At 59.6% G+C, this 12,062-nt stretch carries 12 protein-coding genes; 10 read left to right on the top strand and 2 right to left on the bottom strand.

Going from position 1 to position 12,062, the window contains the following annotated elements; genetic code table 11:
• Window positions 1-3 precede the first annotated feature (3 nt).
• The 8 genes from FGD77_RS00955 to FGD77_RS00920 all read left to right on the top strand — a co-directional run bounded on the left by FGD77_RS00955 (window position 4) and on the right by FGD77_RS00920 (window position 7,407).
• Window positions 4-567 (top strand): DsbE family thiol:disulfide interchange protein, encoded by a 564-nt coding sequence (locus tag FGD77_RS00955; RefSeq protein ID WP_108693182.1) that lies wholly within the window; start codon window positions 4-6, stop codon window positions 565-567.
• Window positions 567-1,040: a cytochrome c-type biogenesis protein gene (locus tag FGD77_RS00950; protein WP_108693245.1), complete on the top strand. Its 474-nt coding sequence runs from the start codon at window positions 567-569 to the stop codon at window positions 1,038-1,040. Before FGD77_RS00955 ends, FGD77_RS00950 begins: the two co-directional genes overlap by 1 nt.
• Window positions 1,037-2,203, top strand: coding sequence for a c-type cytochrome biogenesis protein CcmI (gene ccmI, locus FGD77_RS00945; RefSeq protein ID WP_207768739.1), 1,167 nt, complete (start codon window positions 1,037-1,039; stop codon window positions 2,201-2,203). Before FGD77_RS00950 ends, ccmI begins: the two co-directional genes overlap by 4 nt.
• A 16-nt stretch (window positions 2,204-2,219) precedes the next feature.
• A complete protein-coding gene (locus FGD77_RS00940; protein ID WP_108693183.1) occupies window positions 2,220-2,807 on the top strand; it encodes a L,D-transpeptidase in 588 nt (195 codons plus the stop codon).
• A gap of 743 nt (window positions 2,808-3,550) precedes the next feature.
• Window positions 3,551-3,814, top strand: coding sequence for a hypothetical protein (locus FGD77_RS00935; RefSeq protein WP_108693185.1), 264 nt, complete (start codon window positions 3,551-3,553; stop codon window positions 3,812-3,814).
• Window positions 3,814-5,277 carry a TolC family protein gene (locus FGD77_RS00930; RefSeq protein ID WP_108693186.1) on the top strand — a complete coding sequence of 488 codons (1,464 nt, stop codon included), beginning with the start codon at window positions 3,814-3,816 and terminating at the stop codon, window positions 5,275-5,277. The genes FGD77_RS00935 and FGD77_RS00930 overlap by 1 nt, the downstream gene beginning before the upstream one ends.
• Window positions 5,278-5,289: 12 nt before the next feature.
• Complete coding sequence (locus FGD77_RS00925) at window positions 5,290-6,648, top strand: multicopper oxidase family protein (protein WP_108693187.1); 1,359 nt, start codon at window positions 5,290-5,292, stop codon at window positions 6,646-6,648.
• Window positions 6,649-6,693: 45 nt separating this feature from the next.
• The gene (locus tag FGD77_RS00920) at window positions 6,694-7,407 is read left to right on the top strand and encodes a copper-binding protein (RefSeq protein ID WP_108693188.1); all 714 of its coding nucleotides are present in this window, start codon (window positions 6,694-6,696) and stop codon (window positions 7,405-7,407) included.
• 615 nt (window positions 7,408-8,022) lie between these two features.
• On the opposite strand, the gene FGD77_RS00915 is transcribed toward FGD77_RS00920, so the two are convergent.
• Together FGD77_RS00915 and FGD77_RS00910 are read right to left on the bottom strand one after the other, a co-directional pair.
• Window positions 8,023-10,149: a protein-disulfide reductase DsbD gene (locus tag FGD77_RS00915; RefSeq protein WP_255005590.1), complete on the bottom strand. Its 2,127-nt coding sequence runs from the start codon at window positions 10,147-10,149 to the stop codon at window positions 8,023-8,025.
• 289 nt (window positions 10,150-10,438) lie between these two features.
• Window positions 10,439-10,735 (bottom strand): DUF2933 domain-containing protein, encoded by a 297-nt coding sequence (locus tag FGD77_RS00910; RefSeq protein WP_165802933.1) that lies wholly within the window; start codon window positions 10,733-10,735, stop codon window positions 10,439-10,441.
• Between the two features lie 194 nt (window positions 10,736-10,929).
• Here FGD77_RS00910 and FGD77_RS00905 point away from each other — a divergent pair, with 194 nt between their 5' ends.
• Window positions 10,930-11,505: a L,D-transpeptidase gene (locus FGD77_RS00905; RefSeq protein WP_108693190.1), complete on the top strand. Its 576-nt coding sequence runs from the start codon at window positions 10,930-10,932 to the stop codon at window positions 11,503-11,505.
• A 12-nt stretch (window positions 11,506-11,517) separates the two neighbouring features.
• Entirely contained in the window at window positions 11,518-11,976 is a 459-nt protein-coding gene (locus FGD77_RS00900; RefSeq protein ID WP_108693191.1) for a cytochrome c, read from the top strand.
• Window positions 11,977-12,062 lie beyond the last annotated feature (86 nt).

Here is a 12,062-nt window from a genome sequence, read left to right as displayed (position 1 = left end):
CTCATGACACGTATTCTCGCAACCCTACCGATCCTGATCGCGCTGATGGTTGGCGGCTTCTTTCTTTGGGGATTGAATCCTGATCGGGACCCAAACGCAATCCCTTCGGTTCTCATTTCCCAGCAGGTTCCCGAATTCGATCTGGCGCCTGTTGCGGGCGTGAATATTCCCGGTCTTGCCCGTGCGGATCTGACAGGGAATCCGGGGCCGGTGGTGGTGAATGTCTTTGCTTCATGGTGCGTGCCTTGCCGAGCCGAACACGCGGTTCTGACGCGGATGGTCGAACGCAACAGCGTACGGCTCATGGGCATCAACTACAAGGACAAGCCCGAGGACGCCCTTGCCTGGCTGGATGAACTGGGCAACCCCTATGAGCGGATAGGATCGGACCTGAACGGGCGGGCTGGAATCGAATGGGGTATCTCAGGCGTGCCTGAAACCTTTATCGTCTCCGGCGCTGGCACCGTCCTTTACCGCTATGTCGGTCCGGTCGTCGGGCCCGAAGCAGAAGCGGAATTCTCTACGGCGCTGGCAGAGGCCCGCGCTGCAAAGGCGCCGCGCACATGATACGCAAAACGCTGTTCGCAACCTTGATACTTTTCATCCTGCCCTTTGCTGTGGCGGCGGTCGAGCCGGACGAGATACTGGACGATCCGGTGCTGGAGGCGCGAGCGCGGGATATCTCGCAAGACCTGCGCTGCGTCGTCTGCCAGAACGAGAATATTGACAGTTCGAACGCCGGCGTCGCGCGCGATCTGCGCCTGCTGGTCCGGGAACGGCTGATTGCAGGCGATACAAACCAGCAGGCGCTCGACTTCATCCAGGCCCGCTATGGTGATTACGTCCTTCTCAAGCCGCCGTTCCAGCCGTCCACCTACGCGCTCTGGCTCGCCCCGGGCGTTTTTCTGCTCTTCGGGATAGGGGTATGCATCCTAGTTCTGTCCCGTGCTCGGACGCGCCGCCCGAATGAAGCCCTGAGCGACTCCGAAGAGTCCGCCGTCGCTGAGCTTCTGGCGCAAGAAAACAGGAGTGATCCATGATGCTCTGGGGTATTTTTTCTGCGCTGGCCGTCGCGGCCGCGCTTTTCATGGTACTGCCGTTATTCGGTGCGAAAACAAGGATAGCCAACCGTCAGGCCGGCTCGGTCTCGATCCTTGCCGATCAGCTGCGCGAGGTCGACGCTGATCACGAGCGCGGCTTGATTTCCGCAGCTGACGCCCAGGCAGCCCGTGTCGAAATCAAGCGCCGTCTTCTGGCGCTTTCCCGTCTCCCAGAAACCAAACGCATGGATGGGATCAAGAGCGGTCGGGCACTTTTGGTGGTCGTGGCCCTCGCCGTTCCTGCGACCGCTGGGGCGCTCTATGCGTCACTTGGTTCGCCGCAAATGTCCAGCATGACCTTCGCTGACCGTGAAGATGAGCGCACCCAGAGGGTCGAAATCACCGATCTGACGGAGCGCCTGCTGGAGCGGTTGAAAAATGACCCGAACGGCGGGCCAACCGAGGGCTGGATGCTGCTGGCGCAGACATACATGCGTATGGAACGCTATTCCGACGCGGCGGCAGCTATCGCAAATGTCACCGAGCGCAAAGATGTGACCTCGGCGATTTTGTCTCAATACGCCGAGGCGCTGATTGTAGCCGAGGGTGGCATCGTGACCCCAGATGCCCGCACCGTCATCGCCCGCGCACGACAGATGGACCCGGCGAATCCTGCTGCGTCCTACTATGAGGCCATCGCGCTTGATCAGGCGGGCGACGGCGAAGAGGCGCACGACCTGCTCCTTGCCCGGTTGAATGGCGCGACAGGATCGGAATCCTGGGTGGAGCTTTTCGTCGCACAGGCCAATCGCATCGGCGAAACGCTTGGACGTGACGTTGTCAGACCGGCCCCCATCGCACCGATGGACGCTGCCCCGTCATCAGGGCCGACCGAGGACGACATGGCCGCGGCCGCCGAGATGAGCCAGAGCGAGCGCGATACGTTCATCCGGTCGATGGTCGATCGATTGGCGGACCGACTGGAAAACACGCCGGATGATCTGGACGGGTGGCTGCGGCTGGCCGGCGCCTATCAGGTCTTGGGCGACACACAAAAGGCGCAGGTAGCCTATCATCAAGCGGAGAGGTTGGCGCAAACCTTGCCCGATGATGATCCTCGCAGACAGACCATACGAGAGGCGTTGACCGGTCTCGAACAGTGAAGTGGAGGCAGCGAGCATGAAGCGAAGAGAATTCATTGCAGGGCTTGCGACGGCGGCAACGGCGTTTTCAGTGAGAAACGCAGCAGCCCACCCGGTAAAGCAGGTGCCAGACTACAATCTACCAGAAGAATTGCTGCCAAGGGCCGTGCCCATCGCGGGCAGCTTTGCGCCGTATGAAATACACGTCAACCCCGATGAATTCGCGCTCTACTGGACGCTGCCGGACAACAGGGCACTGCGTTATGTGGTCGGCATCGGACGGCCGGGCCTCTATGAGGCAGGTGAATTTTATGTGGGTGCCAAGAAGGAATGGCCCAGTTGGATGCCGACACCGGGAATGCTGCGCCGTGAGCCCGAGCTTTACTCCAAATGGAAGGACGGAATGCCCGGAGGGCTGAACAATCCGCTTGGCGCCCGGGCGCTTTATCTGTTCACGCCCGAACGCGGTGACACGTTTCTGCGGATTCACGGCACCAATGATCCCTCAACCTTGCGGCGCCGGGTCTCGAACGGATGCGCGAGGCTGATCAACGATCAGATGGTCGAGCTTTATCTGCGCGTTCCGCTGATGACGAAAGTGGTTCTCTATCCCGCGCTGAGATGAACCGTTGTTGCGACCGCGTTATTCATACCGACAAAGATGCGCTGCAATGTCTGGTTTGTCCTACGTCTGTCCCATTGCTTGCCAGCAGATGGAAACATCAATGTCTCAAGGAACCAATCAATCCAACATTCTGGATGTGCTGGCGCGCATTGAGCAGGATCGGGCTAAGGCGCCGGTTCGCTCCGACACGTTCACAGGACGGTCCCGAACAAGGCCGCTTGGCAAAATGGCCTCACGAAAAGTTTGGTGGCCGCCGCCCTCAAATGAATTGACAGCTGCCCCGTTTTACCCTCAAAACGCAGCGTATGAAGCCCAAAAAAACCATTGCTGCATGTCTCAAGGCCCTCTCGTACCTTGCGATCATCTGCGCTTTGATGTTCTTGCCATCCTCTGCAACCCACGCTGCCTCTGGCATACACGGCGATCACCACGCCGCGTCCGTCAGTTCCGATCAAGCCGTTCCGAAACATGCGCATGAGGCCGCTTCGTCAGAATCTATGCATGGTGCCAGCGGGTCTGCTTCCCAAGCGGATCAAAAGGACCAGGCGTCTGGCCAGTGTTGCAATGGACTCTGCGTTTCGGTTGTCCTTGACGATACCGATATCCCTTTCGTTAAACAGGCTACGCGTGACAAATACCTGATGGTACTCGCCCAGCCGGACTCGATTGAACCGACCGGTTTTTTGCGGCCCCCATTATACCTGATCTGACCCAAAGCCCTTAGCGGGTTTTTCGCTTTGCGCATGACCGTGCGTGAACTCGACGTCCATCATCAGGTTATCATCATGAAAATCCTTTTATCTATGGGGGCTTCGGCCCTCGCGCTTGGCGCATGTGCCAACGCGCCTGCACCGCTGCCTGACGTGACGGCGCAGCAGGCGGTCACCAACACGGCAGTATCCTCGCCAGTCAAATATCAGGACCCGCTGGCAGGATACATTTATCGCGGCCCCACCGGCCCGCGCGATTGGCGATCCGTCAACCAAGAACAGTCGGAGGGCAATTGATGCGCTTCAAGAGCCTCCCAGTTATTTTTGGTTTCCCGTTGGTCCTCGGCGCCTGCGCCACCGCCATTCCGGGCGCCTACACCGATCCCAACGCAGGCTTTGCCACAGTGTCGGGCCAGACCTCGGCCGCCATCGGCAAGCGCACCGCGTTCGCGCAAACACAGGCCCAGAACGACGCATTGGCCCGTGAGGTGCAGGGCATGGTGCAGGGCAAGACGATTTCGGCCGATACCGCCGTTCAGGCCGCCCTTCTCAACAACAAAGGACTGCAGGCGTCCTATGCGAATGTGGGCCTGTCCGCCGCCGAAGCATGGCAGCAGGCGACGCCAGTGAACCCCATTGTGTCGATCGGCGTCCTGGGGATCGGTGCGCCTGAACTCGGTGCTTACCGGGCGATCGAAGGACTGTTCCGCGCGAACATTCTGGACGCAACAACGCGCAAGCAGCGGGTCGCCTTGGCGGATGTGAATTTCCGCACCGCGCAATTGACGGCGGCGAATGACACGCTGACGCTGGCCAACCAGACACGGCAGGCATGGATCAATGCCGTCGCCGCCTTTGAGACGGTCAGCTATCTCAAGCGCGCCAAAGCGACCTCGGATGCGGGGTCCGAACTGGCGCGCAAGCTGGGGGAAACCGGCGCACTGAACAAGGCCGGGCAGGCGCGAGAGCAGGCTTTCAACGCCGAATTGGCGGGGCAACTGGCGCAGGCGCGGCTGAATGCGATACGCGCCAAGGAAGACCTGACGCGGCTGATGGGGCTTTGGGGGGCCGACGTGGACTACTACGTGCCCGATGCCTTGCCCGCATTGCCGCGTTCTGCCCGTCGGATCACCAATGTCGAGGCCAAGGCATTGCAAAATCGGTTCGATCTGCGCGTGGCAAAGCTGGGTCTTGAGGCGCAGGCGGCGGCGTTCGGACTGACTGACCAGACCCGGCTGGTGACAGACCTCGAACTCATCGCCGGCTTTGAGGCCGAGCGCGAGGCAGAGGATGGCGGGACGAGCACCGAAACCACCCCGCAGCTGGAATTGGAGTTCGCCATTCCGATCTACGACACCGGCGAGGCGCGGATGCGCAAGGCAGAGCTGGCCTATCTGCAGGCGGCCAACGTCCTTGCCGAAAAGGCCGTCAATGTGCGCTCCGAAGCACGCGGCGCAGAGGCTGCCTATCACGCCTCCTACAAGATCGCGCGGCACTACCGCGACGTTCTGGTGCCACTGCGCAACACCGTCGAGGAGGAGGGCCTGCTGTCCTACAACGGCATGATCACCAGCACGTTCGAGCTGCTGGCGGACGTTCGCGAGAAGCTCGCCGCATCGCTGGAATCTGCCAATGCAAGACGTGAATTCTTCATGGCTCAGGCTGATCTGACCGCCGCGATCTATGGCGGCGGCGCAGGCAGCGGCGGTGCCGTTGGAGAGGGTGCGACACTTGCCGCCGGTGGCGGCGCAGGACACTGAAAGGACGATGACATGATGAACAGACGTCAACTACTCGGGGCCGGCGCCGCAGGGGCCGCACTGGTGTCCTCGCAGGCATGGGGCAAGACCACGAATATGGGCCTGCCCGAAGCCGCCCAGATGGACAGCGCCGCCACGGCGATCACGCCGCGCCCATCCTCTGGGCCGGATTATAATCCGGTCGTCACGCTCAACGGCTGGACCCTGCCGCACCGGATGAACAACGGCATCAAGGAATTCCACCTCGTTGCCGAACCCGTAGAACGCGAGCTGGCCGATGGCATGATCGCGCATCTGTGGGGTTATAACGGCCAGTCGACCGGGCCGACGATCGAGGCGGTCGAAGGCGACCGGGTGCGCATCTATGTGACCAACAGGCTGCCTGAACACACGACCGTTCACTGGCATGGCATGATCCTGCCGTCTGGCATGGACGGTGTCGGCGGGCTCAGCCATCCGGGCATCCCACCGGGCAAAACCTATGTCTACGAGTTCGACCTGATCAAATCCGGCACCTTCATGTATCACCCGCACGCCGATGAGATGGTGCAGATGGCGATGGGAATGATGGGCATGTTCGTGGTCCATCCGAAGGACCCGACCTTCATGCCGGTGGACCGCGATTTCCTGATCATGCTGAACGCCTTCGACATTGATCCCGGGACATATGTGCCGCGCATCATGACGATGACGGATTTCAATCTGTGGACCTGGAACAGCCGGATCTTCCCCGACATCGACCCTCTGGTCGTGAACAAGGGCGACCGGGTGCGCGTGCGCGTCGGCAACCTGACGATGACGAACCACCCGATCCACATGCACGGCTACGACTTCAAGGTCACCTGCACCGATGGCGGCTGGGTGCCGGAGGCCGCGCAATGGCCCGAGGTCAGCATCGACATCCCCGTGGGCGCCATGCGCGCCTACGAGTTCACCGCCGACCATCTCGGCGACTGGGCGATCCATTGCCACAAATCGCACCACACGATGAATGCGATGGGCCACGATGTGCCGACTTTCATCGGCGTCGACAAGAAGCCGCTGACCCGGAAGATCCGCCAGTTCCAGCCCGAATACATGCCGATGGGCACGGCTGGAATGGCCGACATGGGCAAGATGGAAATGCCGCTGCCCGACAATACCGTCCCGATGATGACCGGCTGGGGGCCTTATGGCCCGATCGAGATGGGCGGCATGTTTTCGGTCGTAAAGGTCCGGGACGGCATCGATGCGGACGATTATTCCGACCCCGGCTGGTATGAGAACCCTCCGGGTGAGCAGGCCTATGAATGGACGGGCGAGTTGCCCGAATTTGCCTCCAACAACAGCCCGAAAACCGTGATTACCCCCAAGCCAACCTCGAAGGGCTGATCTGCTCTTCTGCTCTCTTCCATTTTGAAATCACAGGAAAAACTGATGAAAAACCTCCTTCTGACAACTGCACTGGCATTCACTCTCACCGCTCCGGCGTTCGCGTCGGGCAGCCACGACGGTGGCCACGATGGCGACATGCCTGCAATGCCGATCGGGATGCCGGGCGATGCGGCATCGATCGACCGGACCATCGACGTGACGATGAGCGAGACCGACGACGGCGAAATGCTGTTTGCCCCCCGCGAGATGACGTTTGTCAAGGGCGAAACGATCCGCTTCAACATCACGAATGAGGGCGCGCTTGAGCATGAATTCGTGCTCGACACGGCTGACGGCAATGCCAAGCACAAGGAACTCATGGCCAGGATGGACATGGAGCATGACGATCCCAATTCCGTCCGTCTGGACGCGGGCGCGTCCGGCGAAGTGGTCTGGACCTTTGCCAACGCAGGCACATTCGAATTCGCCTGCCTGATCCCCGGCCATTACGAATCCGGCATGCAAGGGCCGATCATCGTGGGCGATAAAATGGCGCAGGCGGATGTGGAATACACCACTGGCACGATCAAGAAGATAGACGCCAAGGCGGGCAAGGTGACCATCATTCATGGCCCGCTGGTCGGCCTCGACATGCCCGCGATGACAATGGTGTTCCGCGCCGATGAGGCGATGATTGCTGGCATGTCGGAAGGTCAGGAGATCGAATTTGTCGCGGATCGCATCGACGGCAAGCTGACAGTGACCCAGATGAAGTGACGCAACATGGGGCGCGGCGATGCGGATCGGCGCGCTCCCTTCGACCACCGCCATGGGAAAAGCCCAATTAATCGAGAGTGAAGAATATCAGAGGACAAAATGGGGAGCGATAGTGTTCGCCGTGACCGCGCTGGCGGCAGGTACATGATACTCACCGGCGTCAGCAGAAACCCGGCTGCCAGCAACAGACCGCCGCCATAGATTACGCCCTTCGCCGACATTTCTCCGAAAGTCTAAATTCCCAGCGTACTCGCAACGATGGGTGACATACGATGCTGTCCACCAGAGGATAAGCATTTTCATTCAGGGCCTTGAGTGCGATCGAGATACCGAAATAAGCAAAACTGGTCGAAACGAGCCCAAGCGCCAGCGCTCAAAAACCGACAGGAATGGTAATCCTTGTCGCAGCGCAGGTGGCGGATGTGTCGATCCCAAGTGCCGTAGCCGAGGGTCCGATCTGGCGGGCAGTTGTCACAGCGGCCATCTCGTTCCGACTGCAGATGACGAAGGGTCGGGAAACGTCCTCGGCGAGAGGTATTGCAAGACGTTTGCCTACATCGATTCGCCCACCCAAAAGCCAGATTGTCAGGTCGTGCAAAGAGTGATTGAAGTGGCTCATCGCTTTGCCTCTACGCGCACCCTCGCCGCGTCCTGCAAGGCCTCCAACACCCCCTGTGCTGTCAGCAACTCAGGCAGGACGATACCTTCCGGCGCGCCCGGCCCATAGATTGCGTTGAATGGAATCCCGTAGCGGCCAAAGCTCTCGAGGTAGCGAGAAATGGCCTCGTCTGGCCGCGTCCAGTCCGCCTGCATCGCGATCACACCCGGCGCGCGCAGGGCCGAGACGACAGGCTCGCGGTCCAGCACCAGCGCCTTGTTGGCCTTGCAGGTCAGGCACCAATCGGCGGTTACGTCGACGAATACCACCTCGCCTCGCGAGACGTGTCTGGCGATCGCGGATCTTTCGAAGGCGGTCCAGTCTGTGGCGACGCGGTTTGTCGGCACATCGCTTTGCGATAGAAAGCTGGTAAGCACCAGAGCGACCCCAGCCAAGATCATCACCGCTGATCCCCGCAAAACCACAGACCCGCGGCGCAAGGACAGAAGTGCGACGATGATTGCACTCACCCCCGCACCTGATGACGCCGACCATATGCCGGCCACGCCATTTAGCACCCAAAAGAGCCAGACAGCCGTCGCCGCCAGAGCAAGCCCTAGCACCAGTTTCAGCCAGATCATCCATCGGCCCGGCCTTGGAAGCCGTCCGATCATGCCGGGAAAGGTCGCGACGATGAGATACGGCAACGCCAGCCCAAGCCCGAGCGCCGTGAAAATCACCGCTATATCGACGGGCCGCCCAGCCAGCGCAAAGGCAACGGCCGTGCCCAGAAACGGTGCCGAACAGGGCGTGGCAAGAATGGCCGCAAAAGCTCCTGTGGCGAAATCCCCGCCATAGCCGCGCCCGCCGCCCGCCCTGGCCAGCCGCGTCTGCATCGACGAGGGAAGGGCAATCTCGAACGCGCCGAAAAGGTTTGCAGAAAATACAACCAGAATGACGGCCATGAGCGTCAGAAAAGCGGGGTTCTGGAATTGCAGCCCCCAGCCCACGGTCAAGCCAAATCCCCGCGCGACCAGCGTTCCGGCCGCAAGAACCCACATGAACGCCAGTACTCCGAGGGCTGAGACGGCAAATCCCGCCCGAACGCGGACACGCGACTGTTCACGCGCCTGCATCGCAGAGGCAAGTTTGATCGACAACACCGGAAGGACACAAGGCATCACGTTGAGGATGAGACCGCCCAGAAAGGCGATCGCAGCGATCCAGGCAAGATCGGCCAACCCGGGCCCCGCGCGCTCCAGAGTGAAGGGTGGTGGGACGGCGGCGTCTGTCAAAACAGGTGCGAAGGTTGCTGCGCGATCGCCATCTGTCACCGTAACGCTCAACTGCTGCGGATCGTCGGCTGCCGCCAGTATAGGCAGGCGGGCCCATAGCAAACGGCCACCGTCACCCAGTCGGATATCTGGCTGACCGAAGGCCGTGCCATCGCCCAATATGGGAAACACGTCCGGACGGTTGAAAGGGCGAACGCTGCGGGCGGTTACAGTCAGCGCGGTCATGTCGCGGCTCAGATGGGCCGTTTCGACCGAGATACCGCTGGTCGCGCCGTTGTCGGGCACCTTGTCTGCATAGGCGGAAATCAGGGTTGCGGCGTTCTTATCGATTCCGCTGGCCCGGGGTAGCTTCAATTGCAGTTTGAAATCCTGCGGAATGCACACCGTGGAGCAAACCAACACGTTCACACTTGCCGCCAATCCTACCGGCTCACCAGGCTGCGCAAGCGTGATCCGCAGCGGAAACACTACCTCGTCGTGATAGCCGAAATTCTCGATCCCGAACGCGTCAAATCTTTCGGGCGCGGGCCAGAGAAAATCGACATCCTCAATGTTTTCCGACCCAGTCCAGTCGATCGATGGCGGAATGCCCACCTCGCCCGGTGATTTCCAGTAGGTTTTCCAACCCTTCCCGAGCTTGAGATGCAACCCAGCCGAGATCGAGCCTGTATCCGGTCCGACCCCATTCTCGGCCGAGATAAGTTGGGCGGAAACGGATGTGCTGGAGAAAATGTCGGAACTTGCAGCCCCTACCCCCTGCATAGGCAAGATCAGCCCAAGAGCCAGAAACAGCCAAGTGAACACAGGAAGGCGCACCCGCGGCTGAGCTTGCTTCATATCGGCATCCATCAGTTTATTTCCATTTTTCAAACTGCCCATATCGACCTGCGGTCAAAGCTCTGCAGAAGGCACAACCATAAACCCTTCGCGACCGTCAGCACACACCACTACTGACACTCCATTCGCGTTGGTCTCTTGCGCCGTGCATCCCTCCGAAAGTTGGGATGACGGGCCACGAGTCGACAGTGTATTGGCAACGCCCTGATTGCATGTCCCGAAAGTTTGAGAACAGGCACCAAGTGCCACGAAAACCAAAGGAGCGACAGTATGGAAGCGAAGGGTGAAACCCAATTGTCGCTTACTCAGGAGCAACTGTCTGACCAATCGGTATCTGAGTTTTCGCAGTCACAGCTTCTTCACCCTTCGCTGCGCCGTGGCAGGATTTTCCCATCAAGCGATGCATTGCGAAATGAGCCCCGAGACAGACAAGCAAGAGCGCAAACACGATGGCGCTGTTCAGCATGCCGCCGGAGAATCCACCCTCGGCAAAATACAAGATAACCGGCGCAACCATGATCACGCAGCAGGCACACATTCCATATTTCATGATCATATCGGACGTTTGACGTCTTTCCCGCGTTTCAATTATCTTCATGATTCCAATCTCCATATGATTCGAATCTCCATCGTGCCCCTGCGACGCTTACGAGATTCCACCACGGGAAGGTCAATGTTACAAACCGATACAAAGTTCACTGTCTTGTCACCTGCGCAACTCTTGACCCTCCAGTGGTGGAAGGTGGTTTATCCGGTATCACCAGAGGGAAAAGAACCGAAAGGGGGCAACTCATGTGTGCAGCATCTAACAAAACGATCGCTCGGCGGGCCTTTCTGTTCGCCTCGTCCGGCGGCCTTGTCGCCCTGGCAGCACCATCGATATTGAGCGCGCAGGAGGTTGCACCGGTTCGCAGGAACATGTCGTCTTTTCTGCTGCATGACTGGCGGGATCATTTCGACAGCCTCGGCAAGGGCATCCTGTTGTCGGACACTACGACACGCGTTCTCCAGCACTGGACGGCAGATGGAGAGATGCGCATCTATCCGACCTCGGTACCGATGACCGACGAACTCACACGGCGGGGGTATAGTGAAATCGTCTACAAGGACGATGCTCCGGACTGGGCGCCCACGCCGTCCATGCTGAAACGCGACCCGACTTTGCCAAAATATGTCCCGGCCGGGCCGAAAAACCCGCTCGGTGTTCGGGCGATGCATCTGAGTTGGAAATACTATCGGATTCACGGTACCGGAGACACGCGCAAGATCGGGCGCAAATCATCAAGCGGGTGCATTGGCCTCTATAACGAGCAGATCATCGAAGTGTTCGACAGAACGCCGGTGGGAACCCAGGTAAAACTCATCTGAAACAGAGGGCAAATGAATAAGACATTTTTAGCTATCATAGCTTTTTTCGTTCTGGGCGGTGGCGTCGTCTATTGGAATATGACTCAACAAACCCCGCAAGGCATTGGGCACTCAATGGTGCCACCGGATACGAGCGATCTGGGTCAAGGCGCCCCCATTGTAGAGGTGTCGCTGCCGACACAATTGACGACCGATGCACAAATGGGCAAGCGCGCCTACGAGGCGAAATGCGCCGAATGCCATGGCACCAATGCAGCTGGTAAGAACGGCGTCGCGCCGCCACTCGTACACAAGACCTACGAACCCAACCACCATTCCGACAAGGCGTTTGTGCTGGCGGCCAAGAATGGCGTGCGCGCGCATCACTGGCGTTTCGGGGACATGCCGCCGGTCAAGGGGGTGACCGATGGTGATGTGAAATTGATCGCGCGATACATTCGCGCGCTCCAGAAAGAGAACGGAATTTTTTGAACCTCTCACATTGTCTCATGCGCGACGAGACCGGATGACAAGTCCGAACCGGATTAGGAGATTGGCGAGCGATAGACGCCGTGATT

It is taken from the genome of Roseovarius sp. M141 (assembly GCF_024355225.1).
In the GTDB taxonomy this organism is placed as follows: domain Bacteria; phylum Pseudomonadota; class Alphaproteobacteria; order Rhodobacterales; family Rhodobacteraceae; genus Roseovarius.
Note: the sequence above shows the minus strand (reverse complement) of the source record. Positions and strands in the feature narration are given on the sequence as shown.